Source organism: Parabacteroides goldsteinii DSM 19448 = WAL 12034, assembly GCF_000969835.1.
Classification (GTDB): Bacteria; Bacteroidota; Bacteroidia; order Bacteroidales; family Tannerellaceae; genus Parabacteroides; species Parabacteroides goldsteinii.
Genome location: NZ_KQ033912.1, coordinates 2393735 through 2415483, shown reverse-complemented (window position 1 = coordinate 2415483; position 21749 = coordinate 2393735). Strand labels below are relative to the sequence as shown.

At 40.7% G+C, this 21749-nt stretch carries 11 protein-coding genes; 1 reads left to right on the top strand and 10 read right to left on the bottom strand.

Annotation, left to right across the window (positions count from 1 at the left end; genetic code table 11):
- Position 1 precedes the first annotated feature (1 nt).
- From HMPREF1535_RS08850 to HMPREF1535_RS08835, 4 genes are all read right to left on the bottom strand, one after another.
- Entirely contained in the window at positions 2-3313 is a 3312-nt protein-coding gene (locus tag HMPREF1535_RS08850) for a SusC/RagA family TonB-linked outer membrane protein (protein ID WP_229060969.1), read from the bottom strand.
- 254 nt (positions 3314-3567) lie between these two features.
- Positions 3568-4554 (bottom strand): FecR family protein, encoded by a 987-nt coding sequence (locus tag HMPREF1535_RS08845; RefSeq protein WP_046145904.1) that lies wholly within the window; start codon positions 4552-4554, stop codon positions 3568-3570.
- A 140-nt stretch (positions 4555-4694) separates the two neighbouring features.
- Positions 4695-5255: an RNA polymerase sigma factor gene (locus HMPREF1535_RS08840; protein ID WP_010801118.1), complete on the bottom strand. Its 561-nt coding sequence runs from the start codon at positions 5253-5255 to the stop codon at positions 4695-4697.
- A gap of 176 nt (positions 5256-5431) precedes the next feature.
- Entirely contained in the window at positions 5432-6298 is an 867-nt protein-coding gene (locus tag HMPREF1535_RS08835) for a hypothetical protein (RefSeq protein ID WP_046145903.1), read from the bottom strand.
- Between the two features lie 600 nt (positions 6299-6898).
- On the opposite strand from HMPREF1535_RS08835, the gene HMPREF1535_RS08830 reads away from it, so the two are divergent.
- Complete coding sequence (locus HMPREF1535_RS08830; protein ID WP_046145902.1) at positions 6899-7360, top strand: helix-turn-helix domain-containing protein; 462 nt, start codon at positions 6899-6901, stop codon at positions 7358-7360.
- A gap of 114 nt (positions 7361-7474) precedes the next feature.
- Here the strand turns inward: HMPREF1535_RS08830 and HMPREF1535_RS08825 are convergent, their stop codons facing one another.
- The 6 genes from HMPREF1535_RS08825 to HMPREF1535_RS08800 all read right to left on the bottom strand — a co-directional run bounded on the left by HMPREF1535_RS08825 (position 7475) and on the right by HMPREF1535_RS08800 (position 21748).
- On the bottom strand, positions 7475-9946 hold the full coding sequence (locus HMPREF1535_RS08825; protein WP_148499105.1) for a hypothetical protein: 2472 nt from the start codon (positions 9944-9946) through the stop codon (positions 7475-7477).
- Between the two features lie 175 nt (positions 9947-10121).
- On the bottom strand, positions 10122-13019 hold the full coding sequence (locus HMPREF1535_RS08820) for a hypothetical protein (RefSeq protein WP_046145900.1): 2898 nt from the start codon (positions 13017-13019) through the stop codon (positions 10122-10124).
- A 5-nt stretch (positions 13020-13024) separates the two neighbouring features.
- Positions 13025-15139, bottom strand: a complete 2115-nt coding sequence (locus HMPREF1535_RS08815) for a hypothetical protein (RefSeq protein WP_046145899.1) — start codon at positions 15137-15139, stop codon at positions 13025-13027.
- A 170-nt stretch (positions 15140-15309) separates the two neighbouring features.
- Positions 15310-17172 (bottom strand): RagB/SusD family nutrient uptake outer membrane protein, encoded by a 1863-nt coding sequence (locus tag HMPREF1535_RS08810; RefSeq protein ID WP_046145898.1) that lies wholly within the window; start codon positions 17170-17172, stop codon positions 15310-15312.
- Between the two features lie 11 nt (positions 17173-17183).
- Complete coding sequence (locus HMPREF1535_RS08805; protein ID WP_167769556.1) at positions 17184-20552, bottom strand: TonB-dependent receptor; 3369 nt, start codon at positions 20550-20552, stop codon at positions 17184-17186.
- 206 nt (positions 20553-20758) lie between these two features.
- Positions 20759-21748, bottom strand: a complete 990-nt coding sequence (locus tag HMPREF1535_RS08800; RefSeq protein WP_046145896.1) for a FecR family protein — start codon at positions 21746-21748, stop codon at positions 20759-20761.
- Position 21749 lies beyond the last annotated feature (1 nt).

Below are 21749 nucleotides of genomic sequence, written 5' to 3'. Positions count from 1 at the left end.
TTTATAAAGTGATAGAAATTCCAACCGAATTAGTTGTTATATGCGGATAATATGCTCCCCAACCGCTCGGAGCCTCAGGATCGATTCCTTCCGGACATTTTTTTATTGTCAGCAGATTTTGTCCGCTGTAATAAATACGGACAGAAGTTATCTTCATATTAGTACACCATGTCTTAGGGAATGTAAAGCCAACTTGTACATCTTTCAATCTCAGATAATTCGTATTGACTAGCCAGAAATCAGAGGTTGTCACTTCCGGCATATTATAAGTTCTGAATTTGGATGCACGCGGCATTTTATTCGTCGGATTTTCAGGAGTCCACCTATCCAACCACAACTTGGAAGGATGACCTGAATCACCGTTAAATTCACCGTACATTTCATCCGTAAAATAACGGGCAACGCCTGCCGCCCCTTGGAAGAATAAAGAGGCATCAAATAACTTCCATTTAGCCCCCAGATTAATACCAAATGTAAACTTAGGATTTTCTGAGTTCAGAATAATCTTATCCTTTTCATCGATGACATTATCCTTATTCCTATCAACCAGCTTAATGTCTCCTGGTATCAGACGTGCATTGTCAATCATCGTATATTTAGGAGCCTTATCTATCTCTTCCTGACTCTGGAAAATTCCGTCAGACTGGTAACCGTAGAATGCCTGATACGGGCGACCAACCATTGTTATGGTGCGGCTACCTTTCTGGTCGTCGAGGTCTCCCAGTGACAATACTTTGTTTTTATTATAGGCAAAATTCACACCGGCATTAAAAGCCACCTGACTAATCTGCTTATTATAATTCAGAGAGGCCTCAATACCTTTATTGCTCATCTCACCGATATTGTCATAATATCCTCCGTAACCAAAGGTAGTAGGAACATTAACCTGCATCAAAATACCCGTCGTTTTACGATTATACCAATCAAGAGTCATCGACAACGAATTCAGTACAGTCATATCCAAACCGACTCCCCAGGTATAGGTTGTCTCCCATGACAAGTCATTTATTTTATTATTTGTCTGTGCTGCTCCAGTATTGATTACATTACCAAAAGGATATTTAGGAGATGTAGAATATGTATTAATATACGGATAATAATCATTCGGAATTTCCTGATTTCCTAATACACCCCAGGAAGCTCTGACTTTCATATCATCAACAAAAGTACGTGTACCAGCCATAAAATCCTCATTAGATAAACGCCAGGCTCCGGAGAAAGAAGGGAACCATCCCCATCTATATCCTTTAGCAAAACGGGAAGAACCATCCCCTCTGATATTACCTTCGAACAAATATTTATTATCAAAATTATATTTAGCTCTTGCAAAGAATGAATTCATGGCAAGTTCACGGGTATATCCGCTATTAGTCATTCCGACAACCGAACCTCCGTTCAGGTCGGTTACATCCGAAGAAGGAAAGTCTTTCCTGTAGGCTTTCGTTTCCTTGTATTTATACAATTCCGAATGGAAACCAGCCAATAGATTAACCGTATGCTTTTCTATAAATGTCTTATCGTAAGTCAACATAGCATCTGCTTGTGTACGGTTATTCGTATAATAAGATTGTGTATACTGGGTAGGTCCGTCATATTTGGCTTCATTATATTGAATTTCTTTTCTATATAAATTATAATCCTGATTTTGTACATAATATGAACCGTTCACTCTGGCTACCAATCCATCCAGAATATCATAAGAAAATTCCGCAAAAGCTGTAATATAGTCATTCTGTCTTTCACCTTTTGCCCCCGAATCCTGGAAAGCAATCGGGTTACCATCACTGATTGTTCCATATGTACCATCTTCATTCTTATAGGGAACCATCGGAGATATTCTATTTACTTGGCGGTAAGTCTGTTCGCTTGTTCCCGAATCCCAGGATATCGGATTTGTAGGCTCCTGAATCAAAGAATTGACATAATCCAGATTTATTTTGGATTTTAACCGCTCTGTAATTTTCATATCCAAGTTTACACGCAGGTTGAACTGCCTGCTTGCTGCATTTTTCACTATACCTTCCTGTTTAGAATATCCCAGCGAAGTACGGTAATTTACCCATTCGGTACCTCCACCGACACTTACATTATGCCGGTTGGTAAATCCGGAACCCACAAAGAAAAGTTTATTCCAATCTGTATTTGGATGTCCGTACGGATCGGTTCCATTTGCATACAAGTCGATATCGGTCTGAGAATAAGGCATACGCTTTGTAGCCTGTTCCGAGGTAGCACCTTCGGATATAGCACCCCAATATTCTGCTTCATTAGTCAACTGAGCTAATTCTGCCGAACTGGTACGCGGCATCAATTCCGAAGGGGAAGACCACCCGAAAAGAGCGTTGTAATTGATCTTGGGAGCCCCCTGTTTTCCCCGCTTCGTGGTAATAAGAATTACCCCGTTAGCAGCTTTAGAGCCATATATAGCAGCTGAAGCAGCATCCTTCAAGACAGATATACTTTCGATATCCTGTGTATCCACTATATTCATATCTCCTTCGATACCATCAATCAATACCATCGGTGTCGATACATTGAAAGAGCCGACACCACGAATAAGTATTTTGCCGGCATCCATACCCGGTTGTCCTCCACTATTTGTAACAGTCATACCCGGAACCAGGCCCTGTAATCCCTGAGAGACATTGGATATTGCACGATTAGCCAAAGATTCTGAATTTACGGTAGCCACCGATCCTGTCAGGTTTACTTTTTTCTGGCTGCCGTATCCGACAACGACTACCTCATCCAACGCCTGAGTATCTTCCTCCAAAATAACAGTCAATACTGTATTGTTCCCCACTTTTACTTCTTTAGGACGATAACCTATATAAGAAATCTCAAGAGTCGAACCTTCCGGCACTTCTATATCAAAATTACCATCCAGATCAGAAATTACTCCATTTACGGTTCCTATCTGAACAATATTTGCTCCTATAACAGGTTCGCCATTCGCATCTGTTACGGAACCTTTCACTGACTTATTTTTACCTGTACTCGTATTTTGAGGCTCAGACTCGGCAAGAACTACCTGAGTATCCCCTTTTATAGTATAAGAAACAGGAATCTGCCCCACAATCTGTCCCATCACGGCTTCAATACCCTGATCGTTCACTTCAACGGTAATCGGAGTAGTCATACCAGGAAGTCCTTTCTTATAGAAAAAGCGGTATTTGCTCACCTTTTCAATTTGCTTCACCACTTCCGAAGCGGGTTTGTCTTTGATATGTATGGTTATCTGAGCGTGAATCTCCAGCAACGGAAAGGTTAACAAGATTGTCAGAAAAACCATCTGTTTAAATAAATGCTTCATGTTACTCATTTTTCTTTTAATTAGAAATAAGATGTAGATAAAATAAATGTTTGTAACTTTGTAAGCAGAAGAGTCCCGTTAACAACGGCCGGTCTCCTACATCGGCTGTATCAACATAAGGGATATCTGCAAAAACAGTAATGAGGAGGTAGCTCGAAAGAGTTACCTCTTTTTGTTAATTTTTTATTCCTTTCTCATAGGCGTTGTATTAGATTAGACATATTCGTTTTATTTTTCCGTACGGTTAACTCCTGCTAAGGAACCCTCTTTCTCAAAAATACGGTATCTCCTTTATTTTCATATACAACCGGAGTTGTCAGGTTAATAATGTCGATAAAGTTTTCAAGGTTGTTATTTCGAATGGTTCCTATGTAACATACTTTTTTCAAAGATTCGTCTTCTATACATATTGTTGTATTATACAGGCGACTCATAATATGGGTTATCTCCTCCAAAGGCTCACCGTCAAATGTGATCTCATTTTTTCTCCAAAGAGCTATATTCTGCATACTCTCATCTTTGTACCGGGAAAAACTTCGGTTCAATAAATCGACCTTAACCGACTCATGCGGCTTGAGGATTGCCACATGACGATCATAGCTTACCCTGACAGAACCGGAAAATAACGATGCAATAATTTTATTATCATTCTGATACGCATTAACATTGAATGAAGTCCCCAAAGCTTCGACCTGCATACCTTTTGCTTCTACAATAAAGCGTTTATCCGGATTTTTGGCCACTTCAAAATAGGCCTCTCCTACTAATGTTACGTTACGTTCTTTCAAGCCATAATCTGCCGGATAACTAATTTTTGTATCGGAGTTCAGCCACACTTTCGTACTATCAGGCAAAGTAATGAATGCCCGTTGCCCTTTTTCTGCCAATACCGTGAAATTCTGTGTCGACAGTTGCTTTTGTTTATCGTTCATACGATAATTAACCAGGCCTAAAACAATGATAATACAAGCTACCGCAATCTGTGGCCAAACCTTCCATGAAAAACGTGAACGTAATAAAATAGTTTTAGTTTTCTTCTCATCCAACTCCCGGCTCAGCCTGCGGTACATACGTTCCTGTACATCCCTGGGCATCTCATCCGGACTCTCTTTCCATGCTGTCTCAAAAAGCATGAAGAACTCCTCTTTGGATGCGCACTGCCGGAACCATTCCATCAACTGCCGGTTTTCTTCTTCGGTAGTCGTACCTGCTATCAGACGGTGAAGTAATTCTATTCTCATTATTAATCCGTTTATATATTATAGTGGGATAAATATACCTACTACTTAGTCAAAAGATAAAACAAGCTCATTTTTAACTTTAGTTCACAAACAAGCTCTACTTAAAGACAAGGAATATTCAGAAAAGAGGGAAGTCCGTTTTATAAGGAAAGATAGATAAGAATAAAAGCGACCGCTTTATTTCCAAGCACTTTACGAAGTTCTTTCAGAGCCTGATAGATATGTGCTTCTACCGTACGTTCAGACAAGGATAGTCTTTTCGCAATTTCTGCATGCGACAAGTTTTCAAAACGGCTCATGATAAAAACTTTCCGCCGCATTTCCGGAAAGGAAGAGATGACATTGAAAATATATTCTCGTAAGGAGTCGGCTTCAATCGCATCTTCTTCCGAGCTGGAAACCAGTTTCGCATCCCTGATTTCTTCCACCGGAAGGTTTCTATGAAGGGCTTCTTCCACATATTTATAGGCTAAATTACGGGCGATGGTCGAGATATAGGCTTCAAAGTTAAGCTCAGGTAATATATTTCCACGCTTTTCCCAAATAGTCAGGAAGAGTTCCTGAACGACATCTTCAGCCAAATCTGCGTCATTCAGCAAATACAGAACGGTGTTGTATACCTTCGGACTGTACCGCCAGTAGACAGTATTAAAAGCATCCCTGTCTCCCTCCTTCAGACGATATAAAAGTTCACTATCCATGTTTATACTGTAATTCTCCTCATTAAATAGCTGTCAGGTTAACAATTCGGCAAAAGATAATTATTTTTCACCTAGCAACATATCCTAATTCCGATACAAATATAAACCTATTATTATTATTACAAATAGTATTTGCCAATACATGAACCACAAAGTTATAAACAACCGGATCACAGTTATTTCTTGGAAACCGTCACATATCGTAAAAGTTCGCAATGCCCGTTGACATCCATTATTCCTTTTTTGAACAATTCCCTTTCCAACCTCTTATACGAGACTTCTCCCAAGTTATGTAGTGTTTTCAATCTTTCCATCTCCTCGTTTTTTAAAATATACTTCATTAAGTCCTCCAGCGTTTCTATATGGTTACTATTTAAGGCTGTGTTGGTCCTTGTATCTAGATCAAGAGAGACGTTCAATGGCTTCTTCAGTAAGAGTTGCTGGTCCTTTAGTGAAATCTTTTCCCCAGCAAATTTCATGCGTAAGACTTGCTCATTTTGTAATTCCTTTATTCTGGCATTTAATAATATTACCTTCGATTTCAGTTCCCTGATTTCCTTATCTTTCTTTTCTCTCTCATCCAGATAGTTCCTAATAAATCCGGTTTGACTACCGATATCCACCAGGGCTTCCTGAAATATGATCTTTACTTTGCGTTGTGTAATTTTCAGATGTTTTGCCACCTTTTTAATACTTATATGGGTTGCCAACGCATGGAATACGAATTTTTTGTTCTCAGAGTTAAGCAAGTTGCGCATTTCCGTTATAATAAACAGATATTCCGGAGTGAGCTTTTTAAATGATTCATATACAACATCTTTTTCGGTCACATATTTTTTGGGGGGTACAGGTTGTGGCTGTGCTTCTACGTGTTGTTGCTCAGGCACGGAAGGTTGTTCTTCGGGTGTTGGAGAGACAATAAGAACTTCTTCCTGCAACGTTGCGTCAGGAGCTGTAAATGCGTTATTTACAAGACAAAGCTTCTGTTCTCGGGTAAAAAGAAGTTTTGCATAATCGCGTAATCTAGTTAACATACTCATCATAACATAAATAGTTTAGTTAAGTCAAAATATAAAGAATGTGATATTACTATCTCAGCCGAAATTAGAACCGGGGATAATTTATGCAAACTGAAATAAAACTTTAAAATACCTTTTTTCCATAATTATAACGGAAGGAAGTCAACGCCATGGCTTCTAAAACATTCCCCACAGGAACAAAGGTAACAGATATGATTAAAAAAACAACAGATTACGGTAAGAAAATCAATGCTAAAGATTAAAACTGCCCTATCCTCGCGAACCAGACAGCTATTTACATATTTGAATATATTGTATATTATTTCAAATATGAATAGTTGGGAGCTTATAAAAAAGCCCTAACCCCCTTTTAATGTTTACCAATCCTATCTCCTTTCGCATCTTCTACATATATGAATCCAAAACCTGTTATCTTCTTTTTACAAAGAAAGCCAGAATATCCCATGCCCCAATATTCATGGCTAGGTAAAATACATAAACATCTGAATATTTTACATAGCATGGAGGAAAAGAAAAAAGCAGGACAGATTGTTATTTCCCATGTGATAAGTAAGGACTTTATCGTTTTGTCCTTATATTTGTCTCAAATAAAATAAGTTCGATATGGAAAAAGAAACAGAAGAGAAAACCGGAAAGAACGTTCACCAAGGTGCGAACGTTCGCAGATTACGTAATATAATGGGTGTCAAACAAAGCTCATTGGCGGAAATGCTCGGTACCACGCAGCAAAAGGTTTCACGCATCGAAAGCCAACGGGTGATCGAACAAAATATGTTGATCCAAATCGCGAATATCCTCCATGTTTCCCCCAAGATTATTGAAGAACTGGATGAGAACCCGCTGTCAGTTGTTATTGAAAATAATAATTTTGAAAGCGGAAGCTATAATACAGGAGTTGATAACTCGAATGTTGGAGAAGAAAATCATCACAACACGATTAACAATCCCCTGGACAAAATAATGGAATTGAACAAACAGACCACCGATCTTTTTGAACGCATGCTGGCTGTTGAGAAAGAAAAATCCGCCTTGCTAGAACAATTGTTGAAGGAAAAGGGGAAATAAAGCCTGCGCTATTATAGCACATATCTTGTCAGATATAAAAAATATAACCGACCTCGTAAGGGTAGGTTTGAAATCTACCCCTACGAGGAAATCGGCTAAAAAAGTATCCGGCATTTATCTACCGGTTATACTTTCTTTATTACCCAAGGACTTGAATTCTACCTCCACAGAAGGAGCTTTTGAAGAAGAGAAGTCGCATTGTACCGTCACATTGTTTTTCCCCTTTCCCCATGCAGTAGTTTCGGATACGGCAAAGCTTTTACGAGGCTTCCAGTATTCATCACATACATATACAGAATTGCCATCGCAATAGAGTTTGTCGCCCGCTTTCAATATCTCTTGCACTTGGATCGGAGCACAACCTTCCACCAATATTTGCAGGTTGGTGATTTGTGCACCCGCTTCGTCTCCGGCTTTTATCGTTGCATAGAATTGTACTGGTTGCTTCTCATACGGATTATCAAAAGTAAACTTACTTAACAAAGGTTCTCCCGTTTGTACCGAACGATACTTATGGACATTATCCCCTTTCAAGGTTACTTCATACAAGTTCCAAACACTATCACCCGCTTTTTCCAAATGGAATTCGTTTTTAGGGTTCTTCATCTTCTCTCTTTGTGCAGCTGTCAACAAATGATTGTTACGTACTTTCTGCCATTCACGGATGGCCTCAAAGAGGTGACTCTTAAATCCGCTCTGTTCGATGCTTTCGTCTACACGCAACAAATAGCCGGCATCAAAAGCGGCACTACGTGCCTGGATCCATTCAATATCTTCCGGTCGATAAGTCTGTTCCAATTTAAACCAACCCAACATACCCGGCATCAAGTTACGTTCGAAATAACGCTGGTTCTCCAAACGGTAATTGACCTGGCTTTCACGCAAATTATCGTACCAAGGTTCTCCCCAGTTCATGAAAGAATAGATATGCCACCAATAATGGAACGGCGATGAACCACAAGAGATAATACCTTTCTGATCCAGATCGTCAAACCATTGTTTCAAGAACCTGGAAGCCCCATATAAACCATGTCCCGTAGGTGATCCACCGTAATAACCGTCGAAGTCCATCAATCCGACTCCCGTTTCATTGCACACTTCAGCCAAACGTTTAGCAAAAACATCACTCAAATGAATATCCGGAAAGAGACCGCTATAACAATTATTCAGCAGCTTATCAATCTTATCGCCTGCCTGATGAGCCGTAGGCTTCGTTCCGAACTGTCCACGCGTACAATCCAGCAGTTTATAAGGCTTCTCTGTAGTTACCTCCCGATACGACACAATCTCCGTACCTATCTTTGCCGAATGCGTTTCACCCAAATAGGTAAAAAATTCCGGTGATTCAATTTCTATATCCTTATCCGTTGCACTGATCTCTTTTGTCAAAACGGAACTTCCTGAAATGGCCAGGCTATCACTAGGTACGGGAGAGACATACGGGTCATGCGTAGAAGTAAACATCGTCAGCGTATGTACACCGATTTCAATGCCACGAGCTTTCGCCTTGTCGGTAAAAGCTTTAATTTGCTCTGCTCCCTCCGGAAAACGAGAGGTGTGTAAATCAAAATGTCCCCAGCTTTTGAATATGTCTCCGATATGAACCAAATTGAAGTTACAAGAATCGGCATAATTCAATGCATTATCCAACGAACGACCCTCATATAACATATAAGCCGGATTCTGGAGCTTCCGTTTTTTGATCCACTCTCCGTTCATCATCGGATGTGGCAATCCTTCCCCTACCTCAATCTTACCGATGACATCGACAGCTTCCGAAGATGGTGCGGCAAACAAGGCAATAGAACTTCCTATGAAATCCTGATCCAAAGCCGTCACAGTCTGTCTTCTCCCTATATAGTCTATCACTTTTTCTTTTCGCCAATCACGTGCGAAAAATTGAATATCACTACCATACGGACGTGCAACAGCCGCATTCCCCCTTATCATACGTACATATTCGGGCATATCTCCTTCTTCATTCACATTGATATCGTACGTTTGCTGTCCGATCTTATCTTTCAAATCATCGGGCACCTCTTGTCCTGGCAGCGGATCGATGTAACAGCCACCTGTAGCATCATCCCCCAAATGAGGTCGTCCCTCTGTCGTATTTATGCCGAGAGCCTGTACACCGACAGCAAAAGTCGTATCACGCACCACTCCTACCGTCTCTCCTATATATTGAGATATATTGGTTGCATACGGTCCCCAAGCTATGGCATCAATCCGGTCACGATTACTTAATGAAACCAGAACCAGGCGAATATATCCGTCTTTCACTTCTTTTGAAACAACAGCTTCCGACTGGTTTGCAAAGGTTAGCACCCATTTATCTCCTTCGACTTTCAGGTTGGTGGGCATGATGTATTCTTTTCCATCATAGAGACTCAACAAGGGAGATGCCCCCTCTTCCGCCAGATAATTCACGCCTGTTCCGTTATCTGCTATCTGGCGAATAAAACCTTTTCCATCCACACTGAATGTTGCGTATTGGGTCGAGAGCTCATCGACATACGATTGTTTGCATGAGCATAATATCAAAAATGCAACAGCACAAATACTACTAATTTTTCTAAATCTCATAAGGCCACAAATTAGATTATCAGATTTCTTAATTTACATATATTTACTACACAAAAATAAAGACAACCATTCACATTAAACATAGCAAATAATTGCCTATTCAATGGATTATTACTGTTTACTGGTGTCCGGCTATTAATCCTTAAAAGAGACATAATACCGAACATACTTGTTATTATTTGGATATGGATGAAACTGGGCAAATCTTATATTTGTAATATTGAGGTTTATGTTCAAAATGAACTTGATCAGCTAAAGGGACTTGGTTTATCACTGTTATGATATTTCCATTCTTATCTATAGCTTCTATATCTACGCCTAACTCCGAAAATCCAATTAAAGACAAATTGAAATCAACCTCCTCTAAATCCTTCAGAGGGATGATTTCCCATCCAAATTTTTCTTTCTTCAACATATAAGAACCCTTACCTCCAAATTCTCCCTTTTCTACTTCCCCATACGTATCAATATAGAATAAATGATCAGAATAAACTTTATCAAGTAATTTACCTGTTGATGAGCCAGGGTTTGTAGAAGAAACAGAAAACAAACGGCTTCCAGGCAAAACAGCCAAAGTTCCATATTTAGGTAATGAATAATCATGGTTATCTTCTTTAACCAACCACGGTTGATCGGAAAAGTTGGCATAAATCTTCAAACCACTATTATATTCAACCTGGATACAAGGAGATTTTAACAGATCTTTTTTGATTGCATCTGAAGATGACACATAAGATTTTCCATCAAAATACCGGATACTTTTCACCGGAATCATCGAATAGCTATTTTGGAATGGTTGCAAGAAAGCATATCTACGAACTGCATCAAAACCATCAGACAAAATACCGATATTACCGAAAGCGTAAGCATAAGCGACATAGGCCTCGTTAGAGACATTAGACATTCCATCCATTTCCAATGGATTAATCTTCAACAGTTGAAAATCAGGAAATATAGGCAAACTATGATTCATATGTGAATAATTCCCATCTAACAATCCTGCATAGAACCAATGTGTGCCACCTTCCGAATAAACTGGACCTTGATATGCGCGGCGTTCGTTCATCAAAGTCATACCAATATATTCAAATACAGTACGAAATTTTCCTGCTCCAGGAGTACGATAATCGTAATCCACCCGGTCCATAGGAGAAATACAAGTCTCCACATCGCAATAAGAAAAGTTGGTGCCAAATGTCTTATGTATTTGCGGTGCCAAAAGGGCCTGTTGTTCCCAACCGATCGTTACTTTATTGGCATAACATCTACACCAAGCAGGTCCCCAACCATAATCCTTGTGGCTGATACGTACCCAATCTTCATTCCACAGAGCATTTACAGGGGCAAAATCCATGTAATTTGAGTAAAAACCAATCCTCCAATCTTGACCTTGTACAAAACGGACATATTCTTTCAAACGTTCCGTACCCAGATCAGGGTTAGGTATTGTTCGAAATGTATAGCTCTCTCCACCAGCACGCCAAAAATCTTCGTGATAGCGAATACTAACATTTTCTACACCTTTAGACCGTAAATCAGTCACGAACTTTCCTAATTTAGGAAGATCACTTCCCCCGTTGATCGCCCACAAACGATCTACCTGGTTAGAACGCATCGGAGAAGCCGGATTATCAATCGTCGGGAATACTTCGTGTACATCCGGTGATACATTAATGAAAAGACGTTCGCGCAACGGGTTGCGCTTTTTATTGTTCAACGGATAATATCTGACACCTCCATTATAGGTCGCTTTACCCTCTTTGATACCCTGTTCTCCACCATAATACATGGAAGCATTGGTATAATACCAATCAAACATCGTCAAATAGAACAGATTGTCGGCATACAGTATACTGGGAGCATCAGCCGTATAGGAATCATTGGCAAAAGGGTTATACACCAAGAAAGGAACACCCACCAATTTACCATCCGACACGTTATCTGTTGTGCCTAAACAGATCTCTTCCACTTTCCCATCCGCTGCTTTTTCTTCAATCGTCCAAATCAAAGACTTCTGCCTGATCGTATAGGAACAGTCAAAGCGTTGGTTCAAACCTTTTCCTACTGCTTTATAACGAATGAACAAAGTATCGTTTTCTACTCTCTTATCCATAACTTTCCACTCTGCTTCTGTCCGTTTTTCAAAAAGGATCTTAGCGTTGGCATTCACCTTTTTCTCTTGTCCGTCACACAAGAGTGTCACGCCGCCTATCGGATAAGCCGGATCTACTTGATACGTCAGCTTAGCATCTTTCCCTTCGTATGAGAAAAGGAATTTCTCGCCTTGTTGCTCCACACGATTGCTAAATCCGGTCGTCTTATTCGTCGGCAAGATCGTCTCTTCACGAAGCGGAAAAGGCAATTTCTCCGGGAACGGTTTAAACTTCATTGGCTTCAAAACTTCTTGATATCCATAGATAGGACCCAAGAAAATATTGTTCTCCACATCCGGCTTTGTACCATTTCCTTTAAATTCCAATCCGATGAATGTAATCGGTCGGGCAATACTATCATTTAATTTGATATGGTTCAAAAACCAATACTTATAATTCATATTCCGCCATAACCATTCTTGCATGAACGGAATTGTTATCTCCCGGCCTTTGGCATCCTGGATAACGGCATAATGGGTCATGGCTTCTCCACTGTTCTCCCATAACCAATGGTTTCCATAATTCCAAAAGTTAATGCAATCCCACTCTTTATCGAATTTATAAGGTTCAACAAGCTCTACACGAAATCCGGCTTTTGCCTGTTTGGTTTTGTAAACGACTTTTCCGCTGTAATCGCCTATTACCCGTTGTTCTTTAGTTCGATATAATGCAACTTCGGATTGATTTGCCCGAACCTGCCACTGCGTACAATCATCAAAAGTAAACAGTGGTTCTCTGGCTTCCCTACGCCCTTCCATTTCATAAGGCTTACTACCGATGCTTTTTTGCTTCGGATCTTGATTCACCCCTTGGATCGCCTCTCCATATTCCAATTCGTTTGTCTCTTGTGCTTTTCCTTGTTGGATATTCAGAGCCAAACACAGCAACACACATGCGCGTAATAATTTATGTTTTAACATATTGTCTAATTTATAAGAGTTCTCGGATTGACATGCTCACCGGAGATATCCACTGTATATAGCGTCCATATATGATCATTGATACGTTCCAAATGGTACCGGTTCTCTTGAGCTTTCATTTCTTCTTTCAATTCTTTAGAAAAAATGTCTGCACGTCGGGCATCTTCCCACACACGAAAAGCTTTAAACACACGCTCTTTATCCAAACATTTTTCAACAGCATTTTCACTTAAACCAAGCATATAAGTAGCATTCCATGCAACAGCTTTTGATTGTAGATTCTCTATCACTTGTTCATCCCATTCCGATTGGAAATTTTGGATACCGAAAGTGGGACAAATGAAATTATTAACATTACCGTTCCTTTCATCTTTCCCCTGAATTCCGAAAGAATTGGTTACAGGGTTAAACATATTGTTTCCTCCACCAATATTTCCATTCCCCATATATAGCCAATTACCATACATGATACCAGATCCCATCACACGAAGTTCATTTCCTCCATACGTATGAAACTTCTCAAACAAATTCCGATAGAATCGTTTCATTGAATAATAGCCATGTCCTTGATACATGAAACTTTCCTGTCCATCAAAATCAACATAATCCATGCCACCGTCAACCAATAACCGGGCATAATAATCAGCATAATCGTCTTGCAGATTCATATCCGGAACAAATCCATTATAACAGTTCATCTGTAATTTTGCTACCACCTCACCCGCTTTATGTGTTTGAGCCACCGTATTGTAAGCACCACGCTTCACACCTTTCAATGTATAAGGTCGGGTTATTGTAACTCCTTCGTAAGTAAGTAGTTCTTTTCCTAATTTCAAAACATTGAGTTTATTGCAATGCCAAGTGCCCCATTCATTTAACCAACTGGTATCAGCCACACAAATATCCGTCTGGGTAGCATTCAAATCGTGAGTGATCGTTGTCTTCAACACCATGCATAAGCTATCATTAGGAATGGGACTGACATCACTGCAATGTGGTTGCAAAAACTCACACAACGTATGTAACCCATAAGCGATTCCAGCTTCGTTCGTCATTTTTGTAAACTCAGCGATAGAAATTTGTTTTCCACCATACGAAATCATCTTATCCGCCCATCGATTTGCCGGGTTGACATAATACTCTCCCAAACCTTCATCCTGTACAGCACGTACTCCCAACTGAGTTGCATAAGAGATCAAACTATCATGCCGTCCCCACCATGCTAAATCGGCACAAGCAGCTTTCGGATCACGAACCCATTTCCCTTGCTGGGTAATATAAGGCAGTCCTTCCTCCAAAACGACCTTCTCATAAAGTTTTAACGTATGCTCTTTAGGACAAACAAAAAATGCAACCGATGATCCTAAAACATCCTCATCTACAGCCTCTACCCGATGATGCTTAGGTACATTCACATTTTCAAAACCGGGTATAAGTGTAAAAAATATATCACGGGTAGCACGGCGATCACGCGAACTCATTACAATGTAAGAACCATATTCCGGTATATACTCAGCCCCATTCCCTTTATTGAAAAAGAAATGACCTTCTTTCCGATTCGTAAAAGCAACATCGCTAATGCCATCTCCACCTATACGCAATCGCTGCCCCTCATATAACGAATCCGGCAAAGGATATTTGATCGGATCTGGTGTATGTACTCTGTAATACATTTGGTGCATATCTCCATCTGTAGGAAGGCCGGTATTCGTATTGTCATTACAGGCGACCATACCAATCGTACAACGTTCATTACTGACTACTCCCAACAAATCTCCAATATATTCACGTATCGTAGTATAATAAGGTCCCCATACTACATGATCCGCTTTACCACGATTAGTAAGTGATATAAGTTTAAACGTCAAGTACTCTTCTTTTTCTCCTATTTCTATAACAGCTTCAGCTCCATTGGTATACGTTAACATCACCTTTTCGTCGATTTGCCAAGCCGAAACAGGCAAAATTACCTGATCATTACCGGCATAAAGAGCCAATAATGGAGAACTTTTCTTATCAGATAAATATTCTATATTATCGACTTTACTGTAGATACTTGTTAAGAATCCAGTAGAATCTATCTTTAATACTACATAATCCGTTTCAAAGCAAATATTCATCTCTACCTGATTGCACGAAAAGAATAGTGAAGATATAACTACCCACACCCATTTTAATAAACAATTTTTCATTTGTCTCATATAAGATTTGAAAGGTTCAAAAAAACGGAGTAAAAGATCATTAAGACAAATATCTTCTACTCCGCTATAAAAATAATGAGTTTTTAGTATTACTTCAATGGATCAAATGAGCCACCCCATTCATTGTTTTGTTGTGACATATCATTGTCGAAGTTTGCTCCCATAGTCTTATCCCCAATGGCACCGAACCAATGCTTGGTGGAGATATTAAACGTGGAAACTTCAACTTGCTTCACATTAGGCACGAAATCAATATGGAAAAATTTCTGCGTTTCAGCGTCTTCCAACGTACGTGTCCAGTCGAATTTTCCAGCTTCTTCCTCATCCCCGTTAAATACCACATACAGGTTGTTGTAATGTTTCTGGGCATTGATGTTGTCGAAATTCATCCAACGGCGGAGGTCGCCATAACGGAAGTTTTCTTGAGACAACTCAGCTGCACGTTCGTTGTATAACAAACGACGAACCCCTTCGAGCGTATTATACACATCCAGCCCATACCCGATAGCGCCCGCACCTTTATCGATACCTGCACGTTTACGGATTGCAGCTACATAACCCAACGCTTCATTTATATGACCTGCTTCGGCAGCACATTCGGCAAGGTTCAGGTAAACTTCACCCAAGCGTAAACAGATAGCATTATTTTCACCTTTATATGAATCTGCATTATTCAATCCCGGAGTAATGGCTTTTAACGGGAAGAATGAGCCATAATGGGTAGTTCCGGCATTACGTTCGAGCTGTATGTTGGACATCGCTTTATAGAACGGGGTTACCTTCACATACGAAGTCCAGAAATACTGTCCGGCAGGAATTTCCAACGACGGGAAATCACAACCCGGAACCGAATAAGAGTCATAGAAACGCGGATCCATTTCGTTCACCAACTTGTCGAGAATATCTGCATTGTAGGCAGCATCTGTGGAAAGGCGGTTTACATCCAGCTTCTGGCTCTTATACTCTTCGTTTTCGTAGATAGCCATAGAAGAACCATCCTTCAGCGGGAAAGCGAGAAGCTGGGGAGTCTGCGGTACTTGGCGGCATGCCCATCCATGGGTAATATCTTCAGGTAGATACTGATTCATATCGTAATACGTATCTGGATATTTGTAATGTCTAAAGATCAAGGCTTCCGTATTGGACTTTCCCTTCGTCAGCCAAATATCACTAAATTTATCCATCAACTTATAACCATTCTTTTCAGCATATTCAAGAGCTGCCTTATTAGTTTGATAGGCAGTTTCCCAACGCCCCTTGTCGTTGGAGCGATTGAATAACTTACTAGCATACCACATTTGTACGCGTCCTTTGAAAGCCATGGCAGCACATTTGTCAATACGTCCATAGTCAGCACTTGACCAACGATCCGGAAGTGCTTGAATGGCATCGTCCAAGTCTTTCAGAATCTGAGCCATACAATCCGATGTAGAACTTCGTTTCACCATCAACGAAGGCAGATCGTTCACATCCTGCGATTTGAGGATCAGGGGAACACCACCCAAGTCCTTTACGTAAGACCAATACCGGTAAGCCCGCCAAAACTTGGCTTGTGCCACCACAGCATCTTTGTCTTTGAGAGCCATGACACTTTCCGGCACCGTCTCCATCTGTTCAAGCAAATAGTTGATCTTGTCAATAATTCCATAATCGAAGTTGACCCCACGGCTGGAAGCAGAGATGTTTACCCCCCGCAACCACTCGCTCATGCTATCGTTTGAATCCGTTGTAAGGTCCGTGTCAGTATCAGACGTAGAAGACCATCCCGGCACCATACCGCTATAGATATCGGTCAGATATGCTTGGATCATTGTTTCATTCTGCCACACATTATCCGGATTAATTGCTGATTTGTTCTCGTAATCTAATTGGCAAGAAGACAACGCCAATACGCATACCGACAAAGTCAGGAATTTACGTCCACTTTTCTTTATTATATTTAAGTTGTTCATAAAATTTACGTTTAAAAATTAACACTTATACCACCACCCAGAGTTCTCATCACAGGGTAACCAACACCGCTCCATCCCGGGTTCAATTCCGGATCCCAGTGTTTGAATCCGGAGATATAGAACAGGTTTGTACCTGTTGCAAACACCTTGATACTGGAAATTGCATTACCCAATGGTTGGGCGAAATCAAAGGTGTAACCAATATTCAAATTGGAAAGACGGATATAATTCGCCTTTTTCCAATAATAATTAACGTCGGTCCAAGCATATGAGCGATAATCGCGCGGAGCTAGCATAGGCAGTTCTGCATTGGGATTCTCCGGTGTCCAGGAGTTTTCAACCCATTCCCTGTTCCACATCTGACCACCATGATAATCAGCTAGTGAACCAAAATTCTTATAGTTGTGGAATTTGCCAGTGAATGTAGCTTCCACAGAAAGCCCTTTCCAAGTCGCGCCCAAGTTCAAGCCCATATAAATCGGGTTGTTATTGTTATAAAGAATCTCCTTGTCATAACGGTCGATGATGCCATCTTTCTTTCCGTCAGGACCGCTCTTGTCAATGTAGACAAACGAACCGGGACGAAGGTCTACACCACCACCTGTCGGCATAACATAATTAGGATTCTCTTTTTTAAACGCATCCACCTCTGCTTGCGAACGAAGAATACGTCCTTCGTAGGCAGTAATATAACTACGGTCTTTACCGACAGGGATCTCCCAATCAAGCAAACCGGCAGCATAATCCTGTACCTCTACTTTGTTCCATCCGTAAGAGAGGTTTACGTCAGCATGCCAATTCACTTTACCAAAACGGTCTTCCCAACCCACGCTAAAGTCGAATCCCTGTCCATTAATCACACCATAGTTCTCAGCCGGCATCGTCTTGGAGAAAGTGGTCGGTAGTGAATTTTGACGGTTACCAAGGATATCAAACGTATGCTTGTGCCAATATTCAACAGCACCGTGCAGATGATCCAGGAAGCGGTAATCTACACCGACGTTGATACCGGTAGATTTTTCCCAAGTCAGGTACTCATTCACCAAACTTCCATACTGCAAACCATTATTCACAGCTGCGTTTTCGCCAAACATGTAGTTACCGCCACTCTTGTAACTGGTCTGCCATTGCCATCCACCGACAGCATCGTTACCAGTTAAAGCGACAGATCCGCGCAGCTTTAAGAAGTCGATCCATTCAACATCTTTCAAAAATCTTTCTTCAGACGCTACCCAAGCAGCCGATACAGCCGGGAACACCCCCCAACGTTCGCTAGGTGCAAAATTCATAGAGCCGTCATAACGTACAGAGAAATTCAAGATATATTTATTAGCATAATCATAACCGCCAATAAATACCCAAGAAGCACGTCCGCCATCCGTGTCAGGACCACCATTGGAAAATTGTTTGTCTGTAGAAGAACCGGCTGCCCAGAACTGGTCGGTCTGATACAACGGGAACTGGTCGCGTTTTGCCCATACATAGTGATAATCGTTGTTCGAAGCCTCGTATACGGCAGCTGCGTTGACATGATGGTCTCCCCAGCGATTATCGTAGTTGATCTGGAAATTCAACTGCTGGTTAACCCACCATTTACCCCAGCCGGAGATACCGGCGCCTTCATTACTGACATAATAATTACTCAAATCGTTTACATCGATGATATGATTGTTTGCACCCGATTTCTTAGGATAATAGAACTTTTGCAACGCGGTGTAGTCTTTGCCACGTTGCGTCTTCCAACTTCCCATGTAAGATACTTTTGCACTCAATCCTTTTACCCATGGTAATTTATAAGTCAAGCTGACATTAGCTTCCGGATTCATCGTGGTATTTCTTCTGTAACCGGAAGCACCTTCAGCAGCCGCAGCCGGGTTACCGTATGCCCATCCGTCTCCAATCCACTTACCGTCAGGCGAACGTGAAGGCATGTATTCAAATGATACACGTGCTTTCGTGTAAGTTGCATCTGTACCTTCCGTCGGAGAAGAACCATATTTAGTATTCGTATTGGCGATAGAAGCATACAACTGTAAGTCTTTGGTTATGTCAGCCGTCACATTCAAACGCATGTTCAACTTATTATATTCTGTTGATTCCATGAAACCGTTCTGGGTATAGTAATTAGCAGCCCCGAAAAATTTAATTCTTTCCGAACCGCCGCTGACGCTTAATGCATGATTCATCACGTAAGGCGTATGCCATGTGTCATCAAGCATACTAAAACCTTGTCCGGGAAGGTTTTTGGCCCATTCAAGCTCTTCATCGCTCCAGCCTTCTCCTTGTGGAGCAGTCAAGCCGAAATTCTTATAGGCTTGGTTTACCGTCAACCCCTGTTGGTAAAGGTTGTTCAACTTTACCTCCTGCGTAGCAAAATCGGCAGAGAAATTGGCTGTATAGTTAACCGATATCTTCCCTGAAATTCCGGAACGTGTCGTAACCAAAACAACCCCTGCATCTGAACGTGCTCCATAAACAGCAGCCGAAGCGGCATCCTTCAATATGCTTACCGACTCAATTTCATTGGGGCTTAAATTGTTGAACGTAGTCGCATCGCGTACTGCCCCGTCAATTACATACAACATCGGTGAGGTATTCCACGTCGTACCAGTACGTACCCCTACACTTGCCTGTTCTCCCGGCTTACCGGCAGGAACGGAGATATGCACACCAGACATTTTACCAACCAACGACTGTGCGGCACTGTTTGTCGGGATCTGTGCCAACGATTCTGTAAATTTGGTTGTCTCTACAGATCCAGCCAATAGTCCTTTCTTCTGAGAGGTATAACCAACTACGACCACCTCTTCCAGAGCCTGGGTGTCTTCTTTCAGAATAATCGAAAAATTATTTTTTTTGCTTACAGATATACTTTGGGTTATATAACCAATATAAGAGATTTCAATTGTTGCATTGTCGGGCACTTCCAAGGTAAACTTTCCGTCCATATCCGTAGTTGTTCCTGTACTTGTTCCCGGAATGGACACGTTTGCACCGATAATAGGTTCGTTATTATTATCAAGCACGACACCTGTTATTGCTTTAAGTTTCTGATTCACACCTGGTAATTCAGATTTATCAGCTTTATATAATACAATATGCTTATCACTGATCGTATACCTGATATTCTCACTTTTGAATATTTCATCCAGAATATCCGTCACCAGTTTATTCTTTACATTAACAGATACTTTACGGTTTACATTTACCTGATTCAGGTTGTAAGTAAAATAGAATGAACTTTTCTGCTCTATCATCGACAAGACATCCTGCACTGTCATGTTCTCCACGTTCAACGATAGTTTTACCGATTGCGAGTAAGTGACACTCGCCGTGATTTGCATTGTACCCAATAATAAAAACAATAAGATACACCTCATAATAAATAGACTTTTCCGGAGCCATGACGATTTATGCGTACCGCATGGCATACACTTCTTAATAAAATTCATACATTTGTAAATGATTAGTTAGTAATAAATTTAGGTTGTCTCTAATGCGTTACTCGCTTAATCCGAACCGGGGATGTTTGCAGCATCTTCGGTTCTTCATTTTTATAACATCCATGTCTTCTTCATAAGCATTCTCATTTTATAGGTTTATAAATCTGTATATGATCCCCCTGAATTTTATAATCCAGTTTGCGGGTATCTTTCAATAAGGTAAGTATCTGATTTATTTTAGCTGTTTCCTTGAAACGGCAAGTAAATAATTCCGTATTGAGTTCCTGATCTTTCACTGTGATATGAACATTGAAACGACGTTCCAGATCAACTACAATATCGATCAGTCGTTTATTAATATAAGCCGCTTCGCCCACCGTCCACGATTTGACTAAAGAGGCGTTGACCGTTTTATTGACTACCAGGCCGTCATCTTTGGAATAGGTAACCTGCTCATTCGGTCTTAGAGTTACTTTATGTTCATTGTCATTTGTAGCGACTTCCACTTTTCCTTCTGCCAACGTTATGGAAGACGGTTCTTCATTATATGCTCTCACATTAAACTTCGTGCCCAATACTTTTACCTGGAGTAAATCAGCATGTACGACAAACGGCGCTTTTTCATTATGTGCGACTTCAAAAAAGCCCTCGCCTTCAAGCTTAACATCCCGCATCTTTGATGAAAACTGAGCAGGATAGGTAAATTTACTATGAGAATTCAGCCAGACTTTTGTACCATCGGATAAGGTCAAAGAAGCCCTTTGCCCATTAGGGACTTCAATCGTATTCATGGAAGAGGGTTGTTCCTGCAATAAAAAATAAAGATTAGTACTTAATAATCCGATCAGCACAATTGCAGCAGCATATTTCATCCATGAAATATAAACAGGACGTCTCCGGCTTATTTCCACTTTTACTTCCTTTTCCTGCAATCCGGACATAAAACGCGCATAGGCCCTTTCGACCTCTTGTTTGTCGGAAAAACGTAGCTGGTCTTTCAAACTCCAGATACGCTCCATCTCAAACAGCCAATCTGCATTTGCCTGATCAGAAGCAATCCATTGATCGACCACCTTTATTTCTTCCGAAGTACATCGGTGGATTAAAAATCGTATTAGTATTTCTTCATTCATA

Bases quoted from the DNA above. Each gene is read 5' to 3' on its own strand.
- HMPREF1535_RS08830 (WP_046145902.1), top strand. From the start codon at position 6,899: ATGGAAAAAGAAACAGAAGAGAAAACCGGAAAGAACGTTCACCAAGGT.
- HMPREF1535_RS08840 (WP_010801118.1), bottom strand. From the start codon at position 5,255: ATGGATAGTGAACTTTTATATCGTCTGAAGGAGGGAGACAGGGATGCT.
- HMPREF1535_RS08800 (WP_046145896.1), bottom strand. From the start codon at position 21,748: ATGAATGAAGAAATACTAATACGATTTTTAATCCACCGATGTACTTCG.
- HMPREF1535_RS08820 (WP_046145900.1), bottom strand. From the start codon at position 13,019: ATGTTAAAACATAAATTATTACGCGCATGTGTGTTGCTGTGTTTGGCT.
- HMPREF1535_RS08815 (WP_046145899.1), bottom strand. From the start codon at position 15,139: ATGAATATTTGCTTTGAAACGGATTATGTAGTATTAAAGATAGATTCT.
- HMPREF1535_RS08805 (WP_167769556.1), bottom strand. From the start codon at position 20,552: ATGAGGTGTATCTTATTGTTTTTATTATTGGGTACAATGCAAATCACG.
- HMPREF1535_RS08850 (WP_229060969.1), bottom strand. From the start codon at position 3,313: ATGAAGCATTTATTTAAACAGATGGTTTTTCTGACAATCTTGTTAACC.
- HMPREF1535_RS08825 (WP_148499105.1), bottom strand. From the start codon at position 9,946: ATGAGATTTAGAAAAATTAGTAGTATTTGTGCTGTTGCATTTTTGATA.
- HMPREF1535_RS08810 (WP_046145898.1), bottom strand. From the start codon at position 17,172: ATGAACAACTTAAATATAATAAAGAAAAGTGGACGTAAATTCCTGACT.
- HMPREF1535_RS08835 (WP_046145903.1), bottom strand. From the start codon at position 6,298: ATGATGAGTATGTTAACTAGATTACGCGATTATGCAAAACTTCTTTTT.
- HMPREF1535_RS08845 (WP_046145904.1), bottom strand. From the start codon at position 4,554: ATGAGAATAGAATTACTTCACCGTCTGATAGCAGGTACGACTACCGAA.